This window comes from Pseudomonas sp. Soil_N_39 (assembly GCF_057655955.1).
In genome coordinates this window covers 484,212-505,859 of the sequence record NZ_JBDGLI010000001.1, presented here as the reverse complement: position 1 = coordinate 505,859, position 21,648 = coordinate 484,212, and the positions used below count along the sequence as shown (strand labels likewise).

Annotated in this window: 21 protein-coding genes; 5 read left to right on the top strand and 16 right to left on the bottom strand. The window is 61.5% G+C overall.

Annotated elements, in window-relative coordinates; genetic code table 11:
* Positions 1 to 87: 87 nt before the first annotated feature.
* From AC3A5O_RS02175 to AC3A5O_RS02165, 3 genes are all read right to left on the bottom strand, one after another.
* Positions 88 to 1,059, bottom strand: coding sequence for a thymidylate synthase (locus tag AC3A5O_RS02175; RefSeq protein WP_122565153.1), 972 nt, complete (start codon positions 1,057 to 1,059; stop codon positions 88 to 90).
* Positions 1,060 to 1,108: 49 nt separating this feature from the next.
* The gene (gene lgt / locus AC3A5O_RS02170; RefSeq protein WP_046065244.1) at positions 1,109 to 1,918 is read right to left on the bottom strand and encodes a prolipoprotein diacylglyceryl transferase; all 810 of its coding nucleotides are present in this window, start codon (positions 1,916 to 1,918) and stop codon (positions 1,109 to 1,111) included.
* Between the two features lie 68 nt (positions 1,919 to 1,986).
* The gene (locus tag AC3A5O_RS02165) at positions 1,987 to 2,769 is read right to left on the bottom strand and encodes a sulfite exporter TauE/SafE family protein (protein WP_122565154.1); all 783 of its coding nucleotides are present in this window, start codon (positions 2,767 to 2,769) and stop codon (positions 1,987 to 1,989) included.
* A 321-nt stretch (positions 2,770 to 3,090) separates the two neighbouring features.
* Between AC3A5O_RS02165 and AC3A5O_RS02160 the strand changes: the two genes are divergently transcribed.
* The gene (locus AC3A5O_RS02160; RefSeq protein ID WP_122565155.1) at positions 3,091 to 3,837 is read left to right on the top strand and encodes an NRDE family protein; all 747 of its coding nucleotides are present in this window, start codon (positions 3,091 to 3,093) and stop codon (positions 3,835 to 3,837) included.
* Positions 3,838 to 3,970: 133 nt separating this feature from the next.
* Here the strand turns inward: AC3A5O_RS02160 and ptsP are convergent, their stop codons facing one another.
* Positions 3,971 to 6,250: a phosphoenolpyruvate--protein phosphotransferase gene (ptsP, locus tag AC3A5O_RS02155; RefSeq protein WP_122565156.1), complete on the bottom strand. Its 2,280-nt coding sequence runs from the start codon at positions 6,248 to 6,250 to the stop codon at positions 3,971 to 3,973.
* 22 nt (positions 6,251 to 6,272) lie between these two features.
* Positions 6,273 to 6,752 carry an RNA pyrophosphohydrolase gene (locus AC3A5O_RS02150; RefSeq protein ID WP_003186867.1) on the bottom strand — a complete coding sequence of 160 codons (480 nt, stop codon included), beginning with the start codon at positions 6,750 to 6,752 and terminating at the stop codon, positions 6,273 to 6,275.
* A gap of 143 nt (positions 6,753 to 6,895) precedes the next feature.
* Here AC3A5O_RS02150 and AC3A5O_RS02145 point away from each other — a divergent pair, with 143 nt between their 5' ends.
* Positions 6,896 to 7,552, top strand: coding sequence for a histidinol-phosphatase (locus AC3A5O_RS02145; protein WP_487752807.1), 657 nt, complete (start codon positions 6,896 to 6,898; stop codon positions 7,550 to 7,552).
* Positions 7,553 to 7,656: 104 nt separating this feature from the next.
* Here AC3A5O_RS02145 and AC3A5O_RS02140 read toward each other — a convergent pair whose 3' ends face one another.
* Both AC3A5O_RS02140 and ilvA read right to left on the bottom strand, forming a co-directional pair.
* The gene (locus AC3A5O_RS02140) at positions 7,657 to 8,085 is read right to left on the bottom strand and encodes a DUF2269 family protein (RefSeq protein ID WP_354337968.1); all 429 of its coding nucleotides are present in this window, start codon (positions 8,083 to 8,085) and stop codon (positions 7,657 to 7,659) included.
* 163 nt (positions 8,086 to 8,248) lie between these two features.
* Complete coding sequence (gene ilvA / locus AC3A5O_RS02135; RefSeq protein ID WP_072409243.1) at positions 8,249 to 9,763, bottom strand: threonine ammonia-lyase, biosynthetic; 1,515 nt, start codon at positions 9,761 to 9,763, stop codon at positions 8,249 to 8,251.
* Positions 9,764 to 10,065: 302 nt separating this feature from the next.
* Between ilvA and rpiA the strand changes: the two genes are divergently transcribed.
* On the top strand, positions 10,066 to 10,740 hold the full coding sequence (rpiA, locus tag AC3A5O_RS02130; protein ID WP_122565160.1) for a ribose-5-phosphate isomerase RpiA: 675 nt from the start codon (positions 10,066 to 10,068) through the stop codon (positions 10,738 to 10,740).
* A 140-nt stretch (positions 10,741 to 10,880) separates the two neighbouring features.
* On the opposite strand, the gene AC3A5O_RS02125 is transcribed toward rpiA, so the two are convergent.
* The 4 genes from AC3A5O_RS02125 to AC3A5O_RS02110 all read right to left on the bottom strand — a co-directional run bounded on the left by AC3A5O_RS02125 (position 10,881) and on the right by AC3A5O_RS02110 (position 15,184).
* Positions 10,881 to 11,795 (bottom strand): SdiA-regulated domain-containing protein, encoded by a 915-nt coding sequence (locus AC3A5O_RS02125; RefSeq protein ID WP_122565161.1) that lies wholly within the window; start codon positions 11,793 to 11,795, stop codon positions 10,881 to 10,883.
* A 121-nt stretch (positions 11,796 to 11,916) separates the two neighbouring features.
* Positions 11,917 to 12,849 carry an SdiA-regulated domain-containing protein gene (locus AC3A5O_RS02120; RefSeq protein ID WP_305469189.1) on the bottom strand — a complete coding sequence of 311 codons (933 nt, stop codon included), beginning with the start codon at positions 12,847 to 12,849 and terminating at the stop codon, positions 11,917 to 11,919.
* A gap of 233 nt (positions 12,850 to 13,082) precedes the next feature.
* Entirely contained in the window at positions 13,083 to 13,748 is a 666-nt protein-coding gene (locus tag AC3A5O_RS02115; protein ID WP_122565163.1) for a fumarylacetoacetate hydrolase family protein, read from the bottom strand.
* 41 nt (positions 13,749 to 13,789) lie between these two features.
* On the bottom strand, positions 13,790 to 15,184 hold the full coding sequence (locus tag AC3A5O_RS02110; protein ID WP_122565164.1) for an FAD-binding oxidoreductase: 1,395 nt from the start codon (positions 15,182 to 15,184) through the stop codon (positions 13,790 to 13,792).
* Positions 15,185 to 15,388: 204 nt separating this feature from the next.
* On the opposite strand from AC3A5O_RS02110, the gene serA reads away from it, so the two are divergent.
* Positions 15,389 to 16,618: a phosphoglycerate dehydrogenase gene (gene serA, locus AC3A5O_RS02105; protein WP_122565165.1), complete on the top strand. Its 1,230-nt coding sequence runs from the start codon at positions 15,389 to 15,391 to the stop codon at positions 16,616 to 16,618.
* 196 nt (positions 16,619 to 16,814) lie between these two features.
* On the opposite strand, the gene AC3A5O_RS02100 is transcribed toward serA, so the two are convergent.
* On the bottom strand, positions 16,815 to 17,240 hold the full coding sequence (locus AC3A5O_RS02100; protein ID WP_122565367.1) for a DUF4399 domain-containing protein: 426 nt from the start codon (positions 17,238 to 17,240) through the stop codon (positions 16,815 to 16,817).
* Positions 17,241 to 17,373: 133 nt separating this feature from the next.
* On the opposite strand from AC3A5O_RS02100, the gene AC3A5O_RS02095 reads away from it, so the two are divergent.
* Positions 17,374 to 17,940 carry a transporter substrate-binding domain-containing protein gene (locus AC3A5O_RS02095; RefSeq protein WP_487752806.1) on the top strand — a complete coding sequence of 189 codons (567 nt, stop codon included), beginning with the start codon at positions 17,374 to 17,376 and terminating at the stop codon, positions 17,938 to 17,940.
* A 160-nt stretch (positions 17,941 to 18,100) separates the two neighbouring features.
* Here the strand turns inward: AC3A5O_RS02095 and AC3A5O_RS02090 are convergent, their stop codons facing one another.
* From AC3A5O_RS02090 to AC3A5O_RS02075, 4 genes are all read right to left on the bottom strand, one after another.
* Positions 18,101 to 18,730, bottom strand: a complete 630-nt coding sequence (locus AC3A5O_RS02090) for a class I SAM-dependent methyltransferase (protein WP_354337976.1) — start codon at positions 18,728 to 18,730, stop codon at positions 18,101 to 18,103.
* Positions 18,731 to 18,934: 204 nt separating this feature from the next.
* On the bottom strand, positions 18,935 to 19,579 hold the full coding sequence (locus tag AC3A5O_RS02085; protein WP_122565169.1) for a methionine ABC transporter permease: 645 nt from the start codon (positions 19,577 to 19,579) through the stop codon (positions 18,935 to 18,937).
* Positions 19,569 to 20,693 (bottom strand): methionine ABC transporter ATP-binding protein, encoded by a 1,125-nt coding sequence (locus AC3A5O_RS02080; RefSeq protein WP_487752805.1) that lies wholly within the window; start codon positions 20,691 to 20,693, stop codon positions 19,569 to 19,571. The genes AC3A5O_RS02085 and AC3A5O_RS02080 overlap by 11 nt, the downstream gene beginning before the upstream one ends.
* Before the next feature lies 1 nt (position 20,694).
* Positions 20,695 to 21,504, bottom strand: coding sequence for a MetQ/NlpA family ABC transporter substrate-binding protein (locus AC3A5O_RS02075; protein ID WP_305469201.1), 810 nt, complete (start codon positions 21,502 to 21,504; stop codon positions 20,695 to 20,697).
* Positions 21,505 to 21,648: the final 144 nt, after the last annotated feature.

The following is a 21,648-nucleotide window of genomic DNA, read 5'->3' as shown; positions in this document are numbered from 1 at the left end:
CGATAGCGGTGGGTCAGTCACATAAGTATTGAATGTGAGGACGCTATCGCGAGCAAGCTCGCTCCCACAGGGGAGAGGTGGTGTGGCTCAGACCGCCATCGGCGCGGTCATCGGCGCATGGTGCTGGTAGCCTTCTAGGGAAAAGTCGCTCGGCTCTACCAACTCCAGCCACTCGGGCTGGTACACACCGGTCTTGGTGAACTCCGGCACACGTTCGGAAATCACCAGCTTGGGCATCGGGAACGGCTCGCGGGTGAGCTGTTCGTTGAGCATGTCCAAGTGGTTTTCGTAGACGTGGGCATCACCGATGAAATAGGTGAACCAGCGCGGCGTGTAGCCGGTCAGGCGGCCGATCAGGCTCAGCAGCGCGGCGCCTTCGGTGAGGTTGAACGGCGTGCCCAGGCCCAGGTCGTTGGAGCGGATGTAGAGGGTCAGGGAAATTTCCTTGGTCTCGACATTCGGGTGGAACTGGTAGAGCAGATGGCACGGCGGCAGGGCCATCTCATCGAGCTGGGCGCAGTTCCAGCCGTGGAACAGGATGCGCCGGCTGCCCGGGTCCTTGATGATGGTGTCGACGCACTGGCGAACCTGATCGATGGCCTTGTACAGCACCACGTAGGCCTGGCCGTTTTCTTCGCCTTCGGCGATCTGCCGGTAACCCTGGGCCAGCGTCTGCTCGATGGCCGCCGGGTTGCTCAGGGGGATCTGTTTGTAGGCCGGCCATTTGCGCCATTGCACGCCGTAGATCTCGCCCAGGTCGTCTTCGCCCTGGCGGAACGGGTTGGCCAGCCACTGGGCGTTTTCGTTGGCGTTCTGGTCCCAGACCTTGCAGCCCAGGGCACGGAATTCGGCGGCGTTGTTCACGCCACGCAGGAAACCGCACATCTCGCCGATGGCCGATTTGAAGGCCATCTTGCGGGTGGTGATGGCCGGGAAACCATCCTTCAAGTCATAGCGCAGCATGGCGCCGGGGAAGCTGATGGTGTTCACACCGGTGCGGTTGGCTTGCTTGGTGCCGTTCTTGATGACGTGCGCCACCAGATCGAGATATTGCTTCATGGGTTACCTGTGTCCTTGAATCCGGGGCCTGCGCCCCGGGGTTCGAATTTTAAACCTTGGCCGCCGCGGCCGGCGCGCGATGATAGGCCAGCCAGATCAGCGCCAGGCCACCGATGATCATCGGCAGGCACAGCACCTGGCCCATGGTCAGCCAGTTCCACGCCAGATAGCCGAGCTGGGCGTCCGGGACGCGGACGAATTCAACGATGAAACGGAAGATGCCATAGAACAGCGCGAACATGCCCGACACCGCCATGGTTGGCCGCGGCTTGCGCGAGAACAGCCAGAGGATCAGGAACAGTGCCACGCCTTCGAGGGCGAACTGATAAAGCTGCGACGGGTGGCGCGGCAACTGCGCGGGGTCGCTGAACGGCGGGAAAATCATCGCCCACGGCACGTCGGTCGGCTTGCCCCACAACTCGGCATTGATGAAATTGCCGATGCGACCTGCGCCCAGGCCGATCGGCACCATTGGCGCGACGAAGTCCATCAGCTCGAAAAACGACTTGTTGTTGCGCTTGCCGAACCACAACGCCGCCAGCATCACGCCGATGAACCCACCATGGAACGACATGCCGCCCTTCCAGACTTCGAAGATCAGCGTCGGGTTGGCGACATAGGCGCTCAGGTCGTAGAACAGCACATAGCCCAGGCGCCCGCCGACGATCACGCCCATGGACAGCCAGAACACCAGGTCGGAAAGTTTTTCCTTGTTCCAGGTCGGGTCGAAGCGGTTGAGCCGGCGCGACGCCAGCAACCAGGCGCCGCCGATGCCGATCAGGTACATCAGGCCGTACCAGTGGATTTTCAGCGGGCCGATGGCCAGGGCTACCGGATCGATCTGCGGGTAAGGCAGCATTGATATTCCTCGTAAACGTCAAAAATACCCGGGCGACGCTGCCACCTCAGGATTAAGCCAGGATTGCGTCAGAACAGAAAACTCAAGCCCACGCAGAATAGCAGGGCGGCAAACAACCGCTTGAGCAAGCGCGGTGACAGGCGATGGGCCAGCCGCGCGCCGAAACGGGCGAAGACCATGCTGGTCAAGGCGATGCCCAGCAGCGCCGGCAAATACACAAAACCGAGACTATGGGCCGGCAGCAGCGGATCGTGCCAGCCCAGAATCATGAAACTGAGTGCACTGGCCAGGGCAATCGGCAAACCGCAGGCCGACGAGGTCGCGACCGCTTGCTGCATCGGCACGCTGCGCCAGGTCAGGAATGGCACGGTCAGCGAGCCGCCGCCAATGCCGAAAATCGCCGAGGCCCAGCCGATCACCGTGCCGGCCACGGTCAGCCCGGCCTTGCCCGGTACGGTGCGGCTGGCCTTGGGCTTGAAGTCCAGGGCCAGTTGCACGGAGACGATCATGGCGAATACACCAATGATCTTTTGCAGGTGCGGGCCGGAAATCGCTTCGGCGGTGACGGCGCCGAAACCGGCACCGATCAGGATGCCGACGGTCATCCAGGCGAATATCGGCCAGCGCACCGCGCCTTTGCGCTGATGCTCGCGCACGGCATTGACCGAGGTGAAGATGATCGACGCCAGGGACGTGCCGACGGCCAGGTGCGTCAACACCTGCGGATCGAAACCCTGCAGTGTGAAACTGAACACCAGCACCGGGACGATGATCATCCCGCCACCCACGCCGAACAACCCGGCCAGCACGCCGGCGCAGGCGCCGAGTAGCAGATAGAGCACAAATTCCACCAGCCTCTCCCCGCCATCCCCGAAATAAGAGCGGCATGGTAACGGATCGAGGGGCTTGGGCTCTAGTGAAGGCGATGGATGTGGGGGCGATGTGTGGGTAGAGTGATCACAGCATTTGGCACGAAACCTTGTGGCGAGGGGATTTAGCGAAATGTCGCCCCGCTTTGTGGGAGCAAGGCTTACCCGCGATGGCGGCGCTACGGTCTTTCAGAAATCGAGGCGCCTGTTTCGCGAGCAAGCTTTGCTCCCACACAGTGCCTCCCACAAAAACTGTCTGGCTTTATTCTTTCAGCGGATTGGCATTACTAACGGGACTACCTGATGTGCCTGATCATATTTGCCTGGCGCCCCAACCACGCCCAGCCACTGATCGTGGCGGCCAACCGCGACGAGTTCTACGCTCGGCCGACCTTGCCCCTGGCCCAATGGCCTGACGCGCCCCATGTCCATGCCGGGCGCGATCTCGAAGCCGGTGGCACCTGGCTCGGCATCGGCGCCGAGGGCCGCTTTGCCGCGTTGACCAACATCCGCGACCCGGGCCAGGTGCCGGCCTTCAAGTCGCGCGGTGAGCTGGTGGCGCGGTTCCTGACCGGGAATCTGTCGATTGCCGATTACCTCAGCGAAGTCGTGCCCCGCGCCGGCGAGTACGGTGGCTTCAACCTGCTGCTCGGCGATGGCACTGAGCTGTGGCACCACAACGCCCGCGATACCCAGCCCCAGCGGCTGGCCGAAGGGGTCTATGGTGTGTCGAACGCTGGGCTGAACACGCCATGGCCCAAATTGCTCAAGGCTCGGGCGGCCCTGGGCGAGGTGCTGGACGATCCGCAGCCTGAGGCCTTGTTGGCGCTGCTGAACGACCCACAACCCGCGCCGGTGGCGGAACTGCCGGACACGGGGGTGGGCCTGGCGACCGAGATGCTGCTATCGAGTGTGTTCATTGCCAGCCCGGCTTATGGAACACGGGCGAGTACGGCGTTGATTGTCCATGCCGATGGTACGCGGCAGATGGTCGAGCGCAGTTTCGGGCCGCATGGGGGGCATTTGGGGGAGGTGGAGATCAGGATCTAGCTTTTGTGGTATCAGGTCTGGCCCAATCGCGAGCAAGCTCGCTCCCACAATGGATCTGCGGTGAACACATATTTTGTGAACAACCGAGATCCCCTGTGGGAGCGAGCTTGCTCGCGATTGGGGCGCCGCAGGTTCAGAGCGTCTTGTTCGAAGCCGGATTGATCATCCGCGCCAACCCAAGGTTCTTCAGCGCCAGTTGCAGGGAGCTGTGGATCACCTGCGGGTTGTCGATGGTCATCACCTCGGCCAGCAACTCCTGGGCCTTGCTGAGGTTGATCTGGCGCAGCATCCACTTCACTTTCGGCAGGTTGGTGGCGTTCATCGACAGGCTGTCGAACCCCATCGCCATCAACAGCACTGCCGCCGCCGGGTCGCCGGCCATTTCGCCGCAGATGCTCACCGGCTTGCCTTCGGCATGGGCATCACGCACCACGTTCTGCAAAGCTTGCAGCACCGCTGGGTGCAGGTAATCGTACAGATCGGCAACCCGTGGGTTGTTACGGTCCACCGCCAGCAGGTACTGGGTCAGGTCGTTGGAACCCACCGACAGGAAGTCCACCTGCCGGGCCAGTTCCTTGGTCTGGTACACCGCCGCCGGAATCTCGATCATCACCCCCACCGGCGGCATCGGCACGTCGGTGCCTTCGTCGCGGACTTCGCCCCAGGCCCGGTGGATCAGGTGCAGGGCTTCTTCCAGTTCATGGGTGCCGGAGATCATCGGCAACAGGATGCGCAGGTTGTTCAGGCCCTCGCTGGCCTTGAGCATGGCGCGGGCCTGGACCAGGAAGATTTCCGGGTGGTCGAGCGTCACGCGGATGCCGCGCCAGCCGAGGAACGGGTTGTCTTCCTTGATCGGGAAGTAGGACAGGGACTTGTCGCCGCCGATGTCCAGGCTGCGCATGGTCACCGGTTGCGGGTGGAACGCGGCCAGTTGTTCGCGGTAGATCGCCAGCTGTTCCTTTTCGCTGGGGAAGCGCTGGTTGATCATGAACGGCACTTCGGTGCGGTACAGCCCCACACCCTCGGCACCACGCTTCTGCGCCCGAGCGACGTCGGCCAGCAGGCCGGTGTTGACCCACAGCGGCATGCGGTGGCCGTCGAGGGTTATGCACGGCAGGTCCCGCAGCGCATCCAGGCCCAGGGACAGTTGTTTTTCTTCCTCCACCACATCGGCAAACTGCTTGCGCAGCACGTCGCTGGGGTTGGTGTAGACCTCGCCGTGGTAGCCATCGACGATCATCTGGATGCCGTCGACCTTGGAGTACGGCAGGTCCACCAGGCCCATCACCGTCGGGATGCCCATGGCCCGGGCCAGGATCGCCACGTGAGAGTTGCCCGAGCCCAATACCGAGACCAGCCCCGCCAGCTTGCCTTCGGGCACTTCGCCGAGCATGGCCGGGGTCAGTTCTTCGCTGACCAGGATGGTGTTGTCGGGGTAGACCAGGGTCTGCTGGCGCTCCTGCTGCAAGTACGCCAGCAAGCGGCGGCCGAGGTCCTTGACGTCCGAGGCGCGCTCGCGCAGGTAGGCGTCGTCCATCAGTTCGAAGCGGTTGACGTGGTCGGTCACCACCTGACGCAGCGCGCCCTGGGCCCACTGGCCGGTCTTGATGACGGTGGTCACTTCGCTGCCCAGGGAGGCATCGTCGAGCATCATCAGGTAAACGTCGAACAGCGCGCGCTCTTCGGGGCGCAGCTGCGTCGCCAGCTTGGCCGACAGGGCCCGCATGTCAGCCCGCACGCCTTCGATGGCGGTCTTGAACAAGCCCAGCTCGGCATTGATGTCGGTGATGGTCTTGTCCGGCACCACATCGAGGTCGGCGGGCGGCAACATGACCACCGCCGTGCCCACCGCCGCGCCCGGCGAACCCGGCACACCGACGAACTTGGCTTCCTGGATGCCCTTGCCCTGGCGACCCAGGCCACTGATCGAGCCGGTGGCCTCGGCGTGGGCGATCACCCCCGCCAGTTGCGCGCTCATGGTCACGAGGAAGGCTTCTTCACCTTCGTCGAACTGGCGGCGTTCTTTTTGCTGGATGACCAACACGCCGACGACGCGGCGGTGGTGGATGATCGGTGCGCCAAGGAACGAGGCGTAGCGTTCTTCACCCGTTTCGGCAAAGTAGCGGTAGCGCGGGTGATCCGCGGCGTTTTCGAGGTTCAGGGGTTCTTCGCGCGTGCCGACCAGGCCGACCAGGCCTTCATTGGGAGCCATGCTGACCTTGCCGATCGAGCGCTTGTTCAAGCCCTCGGTGGCCATCAGCACGAAACGGTTGGTCTCGGGGTCCAGCAGGTAGACCGAGCAGACCTGGCTGCCCATGGCCTCTTTGACGCGCAATACAATAATCCCCAACGCCGCCTTGAGATCCTTGGCGGAGTTAACTTCCTGGACGATCTTGCGCAGCGTATTGAGCATGGCTCGGGGTCGAACTCCGTCGTCAGTCGCGCGTCAGCAGGCGCGGGGCAAGCTCTTTGAGAGCGCGTCGATACACTTCGCGCTTGAATGTCACCACCTGGCCCAACGGATACCAATAGCTGACCCAGCGCCAGCCATCGAACTCCGGTTTACCGGTCAAATCCATCCGCACCCGCTGCTCGTTGGAGATCAGGCGCAGGAGAAACCATTTCTGCTTCTGGCCGATGCACAGCGGTTGGCTGTGCGTCCTGACCAGGCGTTGCGGCAAACGATAGCGCAACCAGCCTCGGGTGCAGGCGAGTATTTCGACATCTTCTCGCTCAAGCCCCACTTCTTCATTCAACTCGCGGTACAAGGCCTCTTCCGGCGTCTCCTGGGGGTTGATCCCACCCTGGGGAAACTGCCAGGCGTCTTGATTGATACGGCGAGCCCATAGCACCTGCCCAGCATCATTCGTAAGAATGATCCCCACATTGGGACGGAAACCATCGGGATCGATCACGGCAACAACCTCGCAAACGCATGTCGCCGCATTGTTCCACAAAGGTTGTGAAAGCAGCAACGAGCGCCCCTAGCTTATGTGCACTCTTGTGAAAAGTCCGTATTCTGGACGCCTTTCTTCAGATTTTTCAGCGAGTAACTGCAATGCGGCTGGCTTTATTCGACTTGGACAACACATTGCTGGGCGGCGACAGCGACCACGCGTGGGGCGATTACCTGTGCGAGCGCGGTTTCCTGGATGCTGTTACCTATAAAGCGCGTAACGACGCGTTCTACCAGGATTACCTGGCCGGCAAGCTCGACAACGCCGAGTACCTGAATTTTTGCCTGGAAATCCTCGGCCGTACCGAAATGCACGTGCTGGCCCAGTGGCACTTGGATTACATGCGCGACTGCATCGAGCCGATCGTATTGCCCCAGGCCATCGAACTGCTGACAAAACACCGTGACGCCGGTGACAAGCTGGTGATCATTACCGCCACCAACCGCTTCGTCACCGCGCCGATTGCCGAGCGCCTGGGTGTGGAGACCCTGATTGCCACCGAGTGCGAGATGGTCGACGGGCGCTACAGCGGGCGCAGCATCGATATTCCGTGTTTTCGCGAGGGCAAGGTGACTCGCTTGAACCGTTGGCTGGAAGAAACCGGGTATTCCCTCGACGGCAGCTATTTCTATAGCGACTCGATGAACGACTTGCCGTTGCTGGAGGTGGTGACGCATCCGGTGGCGGTGGATCCGGATCCGAACCTTCGGGCCGAGGCCCAGAGGCGTGGTTGGCCGGTGATTTCGTTGCGTGGCTGAAATCGTCATCGCGAGCAAGCTCGCTCCCACAGAGGTTGCGTGATCGACACAAATCCCCTGTGGGAGCGAGCTTGCTCGCGATGAAAGCGCCGCGGTCCCAAGCCTTAAACCGGCTTGGCCCCCATCAACCCCGCAATGGCGATAAAGCAGACAACACTGAACAGCGCCAAGGCAAACGTAAACTTCCCGGCGCCCACCGCTGGCGCCTTGCGCAGTTTGTTCAGCCGCACCACCAGCCAGAACCCCGCCAGCGCCGCCAAGGTGTAGAGCACGCTGGAAGCCAGCAGCCAGGTCTGGCCCAGCGGCCAGCCGACTTGATGAACCATCCACCAGCCGGTGAAGGGCAGGCTCGCCAGTGCCAGGATCATCACCAGCCAGATGAACAGCCGCGGACGTTGCAGCGTGCGCGCGGCCGCCGTGGCATCGCCATTGCGGCGCGTGCGCCAGACCCAGATGGCCAGCCCCAGGGCTCCTGCCAACAGCAACACTGTGGCGACGACGTGAGCAATTTTCAGCGTGATTAACGTTTCCATCGTTCGATTTCCTTATGACTTGCGCTACAGCTTAGCCCCTGTGGCGAGGCGGCCCTGAAGCCTGGCCCTGTGGTGTTTCAGGCAGACCTCATTCAGCCTTTTTGGGGCTGCTACGCAGCCCAACGGGGATAAATCCCCTCGCCACGGGGCGCGACTATGGGGTTCATCCCAGGAACAGCTGATACGCCGGGTTATCGCTTTCATCCCAGTACGGATAGCCGATTTCTTCCAGGGCGGCGGGGACCAGGTGGCGTTCATCGTGAGGCACTTGCAGCCCCGCGACCACGCGGCCGTCCGCCGCGCCATGGTTGCGGTAGTGGAACATCGAGATGTTCCAGCGCCCACCCAGCTTGTTGAGGAAGTTGAACAGCGCGCCCGGGCGTTCCGGGAATTCGAAGCGCAGCACCACTTCGTCGATGACATGGGCCGCATGCCCGCCGACCATGTGGCGGATGTGCAACTTGGCCAGTTCGTTGTCGGTCAGGTCCAGCACCGGGAAGCCTTGTTCGGTGAGGCTGGCGATCAGCGCGCTGCGCGGGTCGTTTTCCGGGTGGGTCTGCACGCCGACGAAAATGTGCGCTTCGCTGCCGGTGTTGTAGCGATAGTTGAATTCGGTGATCTGGCGCTTGCCGACGGCTTCGCAGAACGCCTTGAAGCTGCCCGGCTTCTCGGGGATGGTCACGGCGATAATGGCTTCGCGGCCTTCGCCCAGCTCGGCGCGCTCGGCGACGTGGCGCAAGCGGTCGAAGTTGACGTTGGCGCCGGAGTCGATGGCCACCAGGGTCTGGCCGCTGATGCCCCGTGACTCGACGTACTTCTTGATCCCGGCCACGCCCAAGGCGCCGGCAGGTTCGGTGATCGAGCGGGTATCGTCGTAGATATCCTTGATGGCGGCGCAGATCTCGTCGGTGCTGACGGTGATCACTTCGTCCACGTGGTGCTTGCAGATATCAAAGGTGTGCTGGCCGATCTGCGCCACGGCAACGCCGTCGGCGAACAGCCCCACGGTCGGCAGCACCACGCGCTCGCCCGCGGCCATGGCCGCTTGCAGGCAATTGGAGTCGTCCGGTTCGACGCCGATGATCTTGATGTCCGGGCGCAGGTATTTCACGTAGGCCGCGATCCCGGCGATCAGCCCGCCACCGCCCACCGGGACGAAAATCGCATCCAGGCGCCCGGGGTGCTGGCGCAGGATCTCCATCGCCACCGTGCCCTGCCCGGCAATGGTGTGGGGATCGTCATAGGGGTGGATGTAGACGTAGCCCTTTTCGTCCACCAGTTTCAGCGAATAGGCCAGGGCTTCGGGGAACGAGTCGCCGTGCAGCACCACTTTGCCGCCACGGGAGCGCACGCCTTCGACCTTGATTTCCGGGGTGGTCTTGGGCATCACGATGGTGGCCTTGACCCCCAACACCTTGGCCGCCAGGGCCAGCCCTTGGGCGTGGTTGCCCGCCGAAGCCGTGACCACGCCGCGGGCGCGCTCTTCGTCGCTGAGCTGGGTCAGCTTGTTGTAGGCCCCGCGAATCTTGAACGAGAACACCGGCTGCAAGTCTTCACGCTTGAGCAAAATGCTGTTGCCCAGCCGCTCGGAGAGCTGGCGAGCGGTCTGCAGCGGGGTTTCTACGGCAACGTCGTAAACGCGCGAGGTGAGGATCTTTTTGACGTACTGTTCAAGCATCGGAAAGCATCACTGAGCGGGTTGGGCAGGGCCAAGGAGTCTAACCCGGCTTTTGGCTGGGCGACCACACGAATTAAGTGGTTTGAGGGCACCGAACCCCTGTGGCGACGGAGCTTGCTCCCGCTGGATCGCGAAGCGGTCCCCCATCGATATACGGGAGAGATCAATCACGCCTGCTTCGCAGCCGAGCGGGAGCAAGCTCCCTTGCCACACTGGATCGGTGCTATTCAGGCAATGACCGGGACCCTTTCGGCGCCTATAATGCCGGCCTTTCGTTCCCTCTCGGCACCTTCGGAGCCCGCATGACCCAGGATCAACTCAAACAGGCCGTGGCCCAGGCCGCCGTCGACCTCATCCTTCCGAAACTGGATGACAAGAGCGTCGTCGGGGTCGGCACCGGCTCCACGGCCAATTGCTTCATCGATGCGCTGGCGCAACACAAGGGCGCGTTCGACGGCGCCGTCGCCAGCTCCGAAGCGACCGCCGCGCGGCTCAAGGGCCACGGGATCCCGGTGTACGAGCTCAACACTGTCAGCGACCTGGAGTTCTACATCGACGGCGCCGACGAAAGCGACGAGCACCTGAACCTGATCAAGGGCGGCGGCGCGGCCCTGACCCGCGAGAAGATCGTCGCGGCGGTGGCCAAGACCTTCATCTGCATCGCCGACGCCAGCAAACTGGTGCCCGTGCTCGGCGCCTTCCCGTTGCCGGTGGAAGTCATTCCCATGGCCCGCAGCCACGTGGCCCGGCAACTGGTGAAGCTGGGCGGCGACCCGGTGTATCGCGAAGGCGTGCTGACCGACAACGGCAATATCATCCTGGACGTGCATAACCTGCAGATCACCAACCCGGTAGAACTGGAAAGCCAGATCAACGCCATCGTTGGCGTGGTCACTAATGGTTTGTTCGCTGCCCGTCCGGCGGATGTGCTGTTGCTGGGGACTGCTGAAGGGGTGAAGACCCTGCGGGCTGAATAGGTCGGGCAATCAGTTATTGATTCAACACCCAACCCTGTGGGAGCGAGCTTGCTCGCGATGGCGGTCTATCCGACACACTGATGTTGGCTGACATACCGCCATCGCGAGCAAGCTCGCTCCCACATTAGGTTTGTGGTGCATCAAGGCTGCGGTTTCTTGAACACATAGAACAGATTCGGCTCGCTCACCAGGTACAGGTTGCCATCGTCGTCCATGGCGAGGCCTTCGGCCTGGGGCACGGTTTTTTGCAGGCCCTGGCCGCCCTTGCTCAACGACAGCGTGCTCAACGGCCGGCCGTCGATATCCAGCTCGATAATCAACCGTGACTCATCGGACAGTGCCAGCAAATGACCGCTGCGCTCGTCGTATTGCAGGCTTGAAAGGTCGCGCACGAACAGCCCGGCATCTCGCTTGGGGTTGTTGATCACATGGACCGCGTAGGACTTTTCCGGATTGTGATGGGGAAAGCCATGCACTTCATAAATCAGCATCGGGTCGCGCTCTTTCGCCACGAACAGGCGTTTGCCCACCGAGTCGTACGCCAGTCCTTCGAACCCCTTGTTGCCGCTCATGTGCACGCCAAGTGTCATCTGCTCGGCGTCGGCGGCGTCGAGGAATTGGGTGTCGTCTTCCAGGTGAATCTTGATCAGGCGCTGCTGGCGCTCGTCAGTGATGACGTAAGTGTCTTCGCTGATGAATTCCACCGCCTCAGGATCGCCAAAACCGATCAGGGCGATGCGCCGCAAAATCTTGCCGTCCAACGACAATTCGATCAGTTCGGCATTTTTATTGGTGACGGTGAACAGGCTCTTGCGGATCGGATCGAACGTCAGCGCGGAAACGTCATCGTCCAGACCGTCGATCACTTGAGCCTCCACCGTGACCCGGTATTGGTCCAGGGCGATGGTCTCTTCGCTGGTGGGTTTCCAATAGGTGTTGAGGTTGAACCAGGCGCGCTCGAACAAGCGCAGGTGCTGGCCGGCGGCGATCAGGAGGATCAGCACCAGCGTCAGCAGTATCAGGATCAAGGGCTTGGGGCGGGCGAGTCGACGCATGTTGGGGTGGGCTCGGATAAGAACAGGTGGGTGGAAATACCACGGCTGCCTGAACTGAAACTTAATGGCTGTGTGCCACACCCTACAACGAAGGAGGACTTATCCTACAGAGTTAGTGCTGTCAGCGCTGTTTTTCGAAACGATAGAACAGGTTCGGCTCGCTGACCACGTACAGGTTGCCGGCCTCATCAATGGTGACGCCTTCGGCGCGAGGGATCGTGTCTTTCAGGCCGTTGAAGCCGCCCAGCAAGGTCATGAAGCTGACCTGCTCGCCCTTTTCGTCCAGTTCCAGCAGCAGGTGGGAGTCGGCCGAAAGCACCAGTGTATGGCCGGTGCGCGGGTCGATCGCCAAGGCCGAGAGGTTGCGCAGGTCCAATTCATTGCTGACATGGATCTGCTTGTCGCCCTTGAGCTGTTGGCTGCCGTCGCTTTTCCAGGTAAACAGTGCCGGTGGGCGTTCTTCGCCGAGTATCAACTGCTGGTTGCGCGGGTCCCAGGCGATCCCTTCGAACCCTTTGTTCTGGTTCTTGGATGGGCCGAGATCATAGTGGGGGAAGTCGGCATTGTTCAGTTCGCGGGTATCGGCATCGACGTGGACGATGGTCAGGGTGTGACTTCGCTCGTCGGTGATGGCCAGTAGGCCGTTCTCCATATAAGCCACGCCCTCGGGATTGCTCCAACCCACCAAGGGCATCTTGCGCAGCACGTCGCCTTGCAGGGTCAGTTCCGCCAGGAACGGCTTCTTGCCCATGACTGCGAACAGGGTCTTGGTCTGCGGGTTGTAGGTCACATCGGACGCCTCGTCCTTCTCCATGCCCGGTAGCGGCTTGGCGTCGATCACGGCGCGGTAGTTCGGCAACCAAATGCTTTCCTGGCGCTGGGCCGGGCTCTGGAAGTGTTCCGAGAGCCAAAGCAGGCCACGGTCGTCCCAATGCATCGCAAACGCCAGGCCATAGGCGGCGGCCACCGCCAGCAGCGACCAGGCATACCAGGGCAGGGCGAAGCGCGAGCGGCGGGCAGGTTTGGTGGCAGGCAGTGCTTGGGTTTTGGCCATCGGGGAATGCGTTCCAGAAAAAGTTCGGCTAGGGAGTGGCTGGCTCAGATGCCGCATTCCTTGGAATTATCCGGATGGCATGTGAAAAAAACGGTAAATGATCGGATAGGCGCCCTATACACCTGTGGGAGCGAGCTTGCTCGCGATGAGGTCATCACTTCCAACATTGAGGTTGGCTGACATGCCGCTATCGCGAGCAAGCTCGCTCCCACAGGGGGGCATAGGTGTAGCTGTTAGCGAACGCTGCTTTCGAAGCGGCTCGCCCCTGGCAGTTCCAGGACCAGTTCATCGCCCGCATTCAGCGGCCCGACGCCCGCCGGAGTGCCGGTGAGGATCACGTCGCCGGCCTGCAGCGAGAAGCAACCGGCCATGTATTGGATCATCGGCACGATGGGGTTGAGCATCAGGCTGCTGTTGCCGTCCTGGCGCACTTCACCGTTGATGGTCAGGCGCACGGGGATGTCGGTCAGGTCGGCAAAGGTATCTTTCGAGACAAATGGAGCGATCACCGCCGCGCCGTCGAAGGACTTGGCCACTTCCCATGGCAGGCCCTTGCCCTTGAGCTCGGCCTGTTTGTCCCGCAGGGTCAGGTCCAGGGCTGGGGCGAAGCCGGAGATCGCGTCCAGTACTTCTTCAACGCTGGGCTTGGTGGACAATGGCTTGCCGATCAGCACGGCGATTTCCGCCTCGTAGTGCACCGAGCCACGGTCGGCGGGAATGCTGAAGCCGCCTTCCAGCGGCACCACGCAACTGCCCGGCTTGATGAACAGCAAAGGTTCGGTGGGCACCGGGTTGTCCAGTTCCTTTGCATGTTCGGCGTAGTTACGGCCAATACACACCACTTTCCCTAGTGGAAAATGAATACGTGTACCGTCGACATACTGGTGCTGATAGCTCATTACCGACTCCTGCTTTTGGGGGGCATCAGGTGTTTTAGGCGTCAAATCGCGAAAATCTTGCCCGGGTTCATGATGCCGTTCGGGTCGAAGACGGCCTTCACGGCTTTCATGTATTCAATTTCCACGGGCGAGCGACTATAGGTCAGGTAGTCGCGCTTGGTCATGCCCACGCCGTGTTCGGCGGAAATCGAGCCGTTGTACTTCTCGACGGTTTCGAAGACCCATTTGTTCACGGTGGCGCATTTGGCGAAGAACTCATCCTTGCTCAGGTTTTCCGGCTTGAGGATGTTCAGGTGCAGGTTGCCGTCGCCGATGTGACCGAACCAGACGATTTCGAAGTCCGGGTAGTGTTCGCCGACGATCGCGTCGATTTCCTGCAAGAAAGCTGGAACCTTGGAGACGGTCACCGAGATGTCGTTCTTGTACGGCGTCCAGTGGGAGATGGTTTCTGAGATGTACTCGCGCAGCTTCCACAGGTTTTGCAGCTGAGTGTCGCTCTGGCTCATCACGCCGTCCAGCACCCAGCCTTGTTCCACGCAGTGCTCGAAGGTTTCCAAGGCCTGGTTGGCGACTTCTTCGGTGGTGGCTTCGAATTCCAGCAGGGCGTAGAACGGGCAGTCGGTTTCGAACGGTGCCGGTACGTCGCCACGACCGAGGACCTTGGCCAGGGCCTTGTCGGAGAAGAATTCGAAGGCGGTCAGGTCCAGTTTGCCTTGGAAGGCGTGCAGCACCGGCATGATCGAATCGAAATCCGGGGTGCCGAGCACCATGGCGGTGAGGTTTTTCGGCGCACGGTCCAAGCGCATGGTGGCCTCGACCACGAAGCCCAGGGTGCCTTCGGCGCCGATGAACAGCTGCCGCAAGTCGTAGCCGGTGGCGTTCTTGATCAGGTCCTTGTTCAGCTCCAGCAGGTCACCCTTGCCGGTGACGACCTTCATGCCCGCCACCCAGTTGCGGGTCATGCCGTAGCGAATGACCTTGATTCCGCCGGCATTGGTGCCGATATTGCCGCCAATCTGGCTGGAACCGGCCGAAGCGAAGTCAACCGGGTAGTACAGGCCATGTTCTTCAGCCTTGTTCTGTAGCTGTTCGGTGACCACGCCCGGCTGGCACACGGCAGTGCGGTCGGTGAGGTTCACGTCGAGAATCTGGTTCATGTAGTCGAATGACACCACCACTTCGCCGTTGGCGGCCACAGCGGCGGCGGACAACCCGGTGCGCCCGCCCGATGGCACCAGCGCGATCTTGTGCGCATTGGCCCAGCGCACGATGGCCTGGACCTGTTCGGTGGTCTTGGGAAAGACAATGGCCGAGGGCGCCGGGGCGAAATGTTTGGTCCAATCCTTGCCGTAAGCGTTCAGGGAGTCGGCATCGGTCAAGACCTTGCCAGGCTCAACCAGGGTCTTCAGCTCATCTATCACGGCAGGATGGGTCATCGACAGAACTCTCGAACAATTCATGGTCATCCTGAGAACGCTTCACGTCGCAGGAATGAGTGTTTGCGGGGTGCGTATGCTAGCATACCGACCCCGCAGCGTAGTGCCCAACGGCTGTTCTGCGGCGACGGCTGTCACGCCGGTCGGGCCAGCATGCGCTGTCCGATTCCCTGCCATTTTTCTCCGGGACACAGGTTTACGCAGATGAGCAAGACTTCTCTCGATAAGAGCAAGATCAAGTTCCTTCTTCTCGAAGGCGTCCACCAATCGGCTGTCGACGTCCTCAAGTCGGCGGGCTACACCAGCATCGAGTACATCACCAGTTCTCTGCCGGAAGCCCAGCTCAAGGAAAAGATCGCCGATGCTCACTTCATCGGTATTCGCTCCCGTACTCAACTGACCGAAGAGATCTTCGACCACGCCAAGAAGCTGGTGGCGGTCGGCTGCTTCTGCATCGGCACCAACCAGGTTGACCTCAACGCGGCGCGCGAGCGCGGTATCGCAGTGTTCAACGCGCCGTACTCCAACACCCGTTCCGTTGCCGAGCTGGTGCTGGCCGAAGCGATCCTGTTGCTGCGCGGCATCCCTGAGAAGAACGCTTCCTGCCACCGTGGCGGCTGGATCAAGAGCGCGGCCAACTCCTTCGAAATCCGTGGCAAGAAGCTGGGTATCGTCGGCTACGGCTCGATCGGCACGCAGTTGTCGGTCCTGGCTGAAGGCCTGGGCATGCAAGTGTACTTCTACGACACCGTGACCAAGCTGCCCTTGGGCAACGCCACCCAAGTCAACGACTTGCACGAGCTGCTGGGCATGTCCGACATCGTGACCCTGCACGTGCCGGAAACCGCCGCCACCCAGTGGATGATCGGCGAGAAGGAAATCCGTGCCATCAAGAAGGGCGGGATTCTGATCAACGCCGCGCGTGGCACCGTGGTCAAGCTCGATGCCCTGGCCGACGCGATCAAGGACAAGCACCTGATCGGCGCCGCCATCGACGTGTTCCCGGTGGAGCCTCGCTCCAACGACGACATCTTCGAAAGCCCGCTGCGTGGCCTGGACAACGTGATCCTGACCCCGCACATCGGCGGTTCCACCGCTGAAGCCCAAGCCAACATCGGCCTGGAAGTGGCGGAGAAACTGGTCAAGTACAGCGACAACGGTACGTCGGTGTCGTCGGTGAACTTCCCGGAAGTGGCCCTGCCGGCCCACCCTGGCAAGCACCGCCTGTTGCACATCCACGAGAACATCCCGGGTGTGATGAGCGAGATCAACAAGGTCTTCGCCGAAAACGGCATCAACATTTCCGGTCAGTTCCTGCAGACCAACGAGAAAGTCGGCTACGTCGTGATCGACGTCGACGCCGAATACTCGGACCTGGCGCAAGAGAAGCTGCAGCACATCAATGGCACGATTCGTTGCCGGGTGTTGTTCTAAGGCGCAGTAACGAGCTACTAGCCGAATAAAAACGGGAGCCTCGCAAGGGGCTCCCGTTTTTTCTGTCGTACACATAACCTGTGGGAGCGGGCTTGCTCGCGAAGGCGGTGTGTCAGTCTATGTATTTCTGGCTGATACACCGCCTTCGCGAGCAAGCCCGCTCCCACAGGGTTTTGCGGTTCTTCAGTGAGTGCCGTTATTTCACATTCACCGTGATTTTCTTGGACACGATCGACGGGTCGAACGGCATGTGGCCGGTGTCGCCCAGAATCAATTGCAAGGTGTGCTTGCCTGGGGCCAGTTTGATGGTGGTCTCGGTTTGTGCCTTGCCGAAGTGCACGTGGTTGGCGTCGGTTGGAATCGGCGCGCCGGCGGCAGGCAGCTTGTCGACATCGATCAGCAAATGGTGATGGCCAGTGTTCTTGGTCACATCGCCCGCCGGAGCCAGGGCAATATTCTTGACACCGAACTTGACCTTGAATTCCTGGGCAACGGTGGCGCCGTCTTCCGGGGAAACGATGAACACTTCAGCACCTTTGGGCGCCGGTGTCGCGGCGCTTGCCAGCATCGAAGCGCCCAATAACAGACCGGCCAACGCGGCACGAGACATAAAGCTTTTCATTTTTTTCTCCAGTTTTTCCATGAAATCCGCCTGGCCATCACAACTTCATGACCAATCGTTGTCGAAGCCTGCAACAACCATAGCAAAGCGAGCCTGAAATGAGCGTCGCTTGTATAAATACAAAGGAGTGACCATGCGCTTTCTGCCTGGCCTGATTTGCCTGCTACCCCTTTTGAGCCCCCTGGCTCATGCCGAACTGATCGACGACATCAATGACCGTGGCGAACTGCGCATCGCCCTCGAGGCCAACACCGCGCCCTTCAACTTCAAGGAAGACGGCAAACTCACCGGCTTCGAAGTGGAACTGGGTGAAATGCTCGCGGCTGAACTCGATGTACGCCCCGATTTTGTGGTCACCGATGCCGCGGATCTGCTGCCCGGTGTGGAGAGCGGCAAGTACGACGTCGCCATCAACCACATAGCAATGACCCTGGAACTGGCCGAACGTTTCGACCTCAGTGCCGCTTATAGTCGTCCGGATGCGCAACTGCTGGCGAGCAAGGAGGAGCCGCAGCGTCCGTTGGTCATGGCGCAGTCGTTCCAGCCGGAAGAAAAGAGCGGCCCGCCGCCGAGCCTGGTGATTCCGTTCCAGAAGGGCAATCCGGCGTTCAAGGCCAGCCTGGACAACGCCCTGACGCGTATCAAGGATGACGGGAGGCTGGAGCAGTTGTCGCAGAAGTGGTTGAAAAAACAGGAGTGAAGCTTCCAGGCGATGAGGCCAAACCATCGAGCTTCATTGATTGTTGCACCGCTATCGCGAGCAAGCTCGCTCCCACACTTGATCAGTTGTGAACTCATAATCTGTGAGCACCGCAGTTCCAATGTGGGAGCGAGCTTGCTCGCGATGGCGTCCTCAAATCCTAAGCAGGTCTACGCCAGACACTCGCCAACCAAGGCTGCTGCTCTCGCGGCAGTCCCGCCGGTCGGTAGTAATGTTCCAGCTCTACAAAGCCCGCTTCCGTGAGCAAGGTGCGCCAGGCCGCGAGGTCGTGGTAGGCGCCGAAGCGCTGGCCGTTCCAGCCTTCCTGGTTTTCCCCCCGAGGGTTGGAGCTGAACAGCACGCCGCCAGGCTTGAGCGTGGTGTGCAGTTGCTTGAGCACCCGCGGCAGTTCCTGGACGGGGACATGAAACAGCACCGCGTTGGCGAAAATCCCGTCAAAGCGCTCGGCCGGCAGGTCGAGTTCCAGGAAGTCCTGTTGCCACACTTCACAACCGCTGTCCTGGCGCGCCATCCGGGCAAATTCCTCTGAACCGTCGAGGCCGACCGCGACATGGCCCATGGCCGTGAATGTGCGCAGGTCGCGCCCCGGGCCGCAGCCGAAATCCAGGATGTGCAGTGGGGCCTGGCCCTGGATGTGGCGCAGCAGGGCGTCGATGTTCTGGCTGACATCGTGGTCGCGGGTGCCTTCGCGAAAGCTCTCGGCCACGGCGTTGTAATGGCTCAGGGTCGTGGCGGTGATGGCGTGCAGGTCGTCGGCGGTGTGTTTCATGGGTGTGGGGCTTGGGTGAGGAGTGTCAGCCGACTATACCGCAAGCCCGCTGATCTGCCTGTGGGAGCAAAGCTTGCTCGCGATTGCAGTCGTCCAGTTGGCATCCATGTTGGATGGAATACTGCTATCGCGGGCAAGCTTTGCTCCCACAGGTCAACTGCTCCCACAGGTCAACTGTTCCCACAGGGCAACTGCTCCCATAGGTCAGCGTTTGTTCAGGCCGCGCGCCAGGCGGTCACCCCCCAATTGGATCACGGCGACCAACGCGACCAGTAACACGATCACCGTGAGCATGATCTGGCTGTCGAAACGCTGGTAGCCATAGCGGTAGGCGATGTCGCCCAGGCCGCCGGCGCCGATCGCTCCGGCCATGGCCGAGGAGTTGATCATGGTCACCAAGGTGATGGTAAAACCGCCGACGATGCCCGGCAGGGCTTCGGGCAGCAGCACATGCCAGACAATGTGCCAACGTCGGCAACCCATGGCCTGGGCCGCTTCGATCAGGCCATGGTCGACCTCCCGCAGGCTGACTTCGGCGATACGGGCGAAGAACGGCGTGGCGGCGATGGTCAGCGGTACGACCGCGGCCCACACGCCATAGGTGGTGCCGACGATCAGCCGGGTGAACGGAATCAGCGCCACCATCAGAATCAGGAACGGTATCGAGCGGAACAGGTTCACGAACGCGCCCAGGGCCCGGTTCAAGGTCGGCGCTTCATAGATCCCGCCCTTGCCGCTGGTGACCAGGATCACCGCCAGCGGTATGCCCGCCAGCAACGCGATCAACGACGACACGCCGACCATCAGGAACGTGTCGATGAACCCCTGCAACAACCGATCAAACCACATAACCCAGTACCTCCACCCGTTGCGCCCAATTGCCCGCCCGTTGACGCAGTTCCTCGGCGCCCCACGACGAGGCGCTCACGGCCAGTAGCAGTTGCCCCAGCCCGTGGCCCTGAATCCGTTCGATGCCGCCGTGCAGCAATCGCACCCGCCCACCGAGGGCGCTGAACAAGGCGGCGAGATCCGGTTCCTCACGCTCTATGCCGGTGAATTGCAGGCGCAGCACCGTCGCCGCATCCGCCGACGCCGGCTGTACCTGCAAGCGACTTTGCAGTTCTTCCGGGATGGCGTGTTGCAACGGTGCCAGCAGCGTCCGGCTGACCTCGTGTTGTGGGTTGCCGAAGACTTCCCAGACCGGTCCTTGCTCGACGATTCGCCCCTGCTCGAGCACCACGACCCGGTCGCAGACTTCGCGAATCACCGCCATCTCATGGGTGATCAAGACGATGGTCAGGCCCAGCCGCTGGTTGATCTCGCGCAGCAGGCCGAGGATCGATTGGGTGGTCTCCGGATCCAGGGCCGAGGTGGCCTCGTCGCACAACAATATCTGCGGGTCATGCACCAGCGCCCGAGCAATCCCCACCCGTTGCTTCTGCCCGCCGGAAAGCTGCGCCGGATAGGCCTGGTGCCTGCCATCCAGGCCCACCAGTTCCAGCAGCTCGCGGACTTTGCGCTGGCGCTGTTCCTTGGGCACACCGGCGACTTTCAGGGGCAGTTCAACGTTCTGCCACACGGTCTTGGCCGACATCAGGTTGAAGTGCTGGAAGATCATGCCGATGCGCCGGCGCAGCTCCACCAGGCGGTCTTCATCGAACTCGCCGATGTCCACCCGGTCGATCAACACCCGGCCGCTGGTGGGTTGCTCGAGGCGGTTGATGGTGCGGATCAGTGATGATTTTCCGGCGCCGCTGCGGCCGATGATGCCGAACACCTCGCCGCGCTGAATCGCCAGGTCGATGCCTTGCAGCGCGGCCACCGGGCCCTGGCTGCCGTTGTAGGTCTTGCCCAGGCCGATGAAGCGCACATGGGCGCGGTTCAGCTCTGGGTGCAGTTCGGTCTGGTCGGCGCTTTGCGGCGCGGGGGCGTCATGGCGGAGTCGAGTGTTGACGGCGTTCATGTCAGCCTTCCCAACCGGCTTGGTAGAGCTTGCCGTGGGCCTTGTCCAGGGCGGCGCGCACGGCGGGCGAGTGCTGGTAGATATCGACGAACTTGGCCAGCCGCGGGTCGTTCTTGCTCTTGGGTTGGATCACGAACTGAATCACGTATTCCTTGTGGTCGAGGCCATCGAACAGCAAGGCCGACGTGGCATCGAAGGTTTTCGCCAAGCGGATGTAGGCCGGGTAGCCCTGTACCAGGTCGGCATCTTCATAAGCGCGCACCAGTTGCACGGCTTCGACCTGGAGGATCTTGAGTTTTTTCGGGTTGACGACGATGTCATCTTCGGTGGCCTTGTAGCCGACGCCCGGCTTGAGGCTGATCAGCCCGGCCTTGGCCAGCAGTTGCAGGCCGCGACCGCTGTTGATCGGGTCGTTGGCAATGGCGACGCTGGCGCCTTCGGGCAGTTCGTCGAAGCTTTTGTATTTTTTCGAATAGAGACCGACGTTGTTGATGATCCCCGGCGCAAACGGCACCAGGTCGAACCCGGCGGCGGCCTTGGCATTTTCCAGGAACGGGATGTGCTGGAAGTAGTTCACGTCGATATCGCCCGAGGCCAGGCTGACGTTGGGCGCGATCCAGTCGCTGAACTCCACCAGCTCGACCTTCAGGCCTTGCTTGCCGGCTTCTTCGACGGCTGCTTCCAGGGGAATGGCGAAGGCGGCGGTGGTGCCGATCTTCAACGGTGCGTCGGCGGCAAACAGCGCCGAGCTGAACAGGCCGAGGGCCAGGGCCAGTGCTTTGACTGGCAGGGTGAGGAGGTGCTTGGTCATGTCAGTTGTTCCAGTCATTTTAGGAGGCGGTGCATATTTTTTGTGGTGAACAGAGCGATGTGGGAGCAAGGCTTGCCCGCGATGAAGTTGATGCGGTCTCTCAAAAACCGAGGTGTCCGCATCGCGAGCAAGCTTTGCTCCCAC

Bases quoted from the DNA above. Each gene is read 5' to 3' on its own strand.
- AC3A5O_RS02115 (WP_122565163.1), bottom strand. From the start codon at position 13,748: ATGAGCTATCAGCACCAGTATGTCGACGGTACACGTATTCATTTTCCA.
- AC3A5O_RS02090 (WP_354337976.1), bottom strand. From the start codon at position 18,730: ATGAAACACACCGCCGACGACCTGCACGCCATCACCGCCACGACCCTG.
- AC3A5O_RS02145 (WP_487752807.1), top strand. From the start codon at position 6,896: ATGCGGCTGGCTTTATTCGACTTGGACAACACATTGCTGGGCGGCGAC.
- AC3A5O_RS02175 (WP_122565153.1), bottom strand. From the start codon at position 1,059: ATGAAGCAATATCTCGATCTGGTGGCGCACGTCATCAAGAACGGCACC.
- ilvA (WP_072409243.1), bottom strand. From the start codon at position 9,763: ATGCTTGAACAGTACGTCAAAAAGATCCTCACCTCGCGCGTTTACGAC.
- AC3A5O_RS02080 (WP_487752805.1), bottom strand. From the start codon at position 20,693: ATGAACGCCGTCAACACTCGACTCCGCCATGACGCCCCCGCGCCGCAA.
- AC3A5O_RS02095 (WP_487752806.1), top strand. From the start codon at position 17,374: ATGCGCTTTCTGCCTGGCCTGATTTGCCTGCTACCCCTTTTGAGCCCC.
- rpiA (WP_122565160.1), top strand. From the start codon at position 10,066: ATGACCCAGGATCAACTCAAACAGGCCGTGGCCCAGGCCGCCGTCGAC.
- AC3A5O_RS02075 (WP_305469201.1), bottom strand. From the start codon at position 21,504: ATGACCAAGCACCTCCTCACCCTGCCAGTCAAAGCACTGGCCCTGGCC.
- AC3A5O_RS02110 (WP_122565164.1), bottom strand. From the start codon at position 15,184: ATGACCCATCCTGCCGTGATAGATGAGCTGAAGACCCTGGTTGAGCCT.
- AC3A5O_RS02100 (WP_122565367.1), bottom strand. From the start codon at position 17,240: ATGAAAAGCTTTATGTCTCGTGCCGCGTTGGCCGGTCTGTTATTGGGC.
- AC3A5O_RS02085 (WP_122565169.1), bottom strand. From the start codon at position 19,579: ATGTGGTTTGATCGGTTGTTGCAGGGGTTCATCGACACGTTCCTGATG.
- lgt (WP_046065244.1), bottom strand. From the start codon at position 1,918: ATGCTGCCTTACCCGCAGATCGATCCGGTAGCCCTGGCCATCGGCCCG.
- AC3A5O_RS02160 (WP_122565155.1), top strand. From the start codon at position 3,091: ATGTGCCTGATCATATTTGCCTGGCGCCCCAACCACGCCCAGCCACTG.
- serA (WP_122565165.1), top strand. From the start codon at position 15,389: ATGAGCAAGACTTCTCTCGATAAGAGCAAGATCAAGTTCCTTCTTCTC.
- AC3A5O_RS02140 (WP_354337968.1), bottom strand. From the start codon at position 8,085: ATGGAAACGTTAATCACGCTGAAAATTGCTCACGTCGTCGCCACAGTG.
- ptsP (WP_122565156.1), bottom strand. From the start codon at position 6,250: ATGCTCAATACGCTGCGCAAGATCGTCCAGGAAGTTAACTCCGCCAAG.
- AC3A5O_RS02120 (WP_305469189.1), bottom strand. From the start codon at position 12,849: ATGGCCAAAACCCAAGCACTGCCTGCCACCAAACCTGCCCGCCGCTCG.
- AC3A5O_RS02125 (WP_122565161.1), bottom strand. From the start codon at position 11,795: ATGCGTCGACTCGCCCGCCCCAAGCCCTTGATCCTGATACTGCTGACG.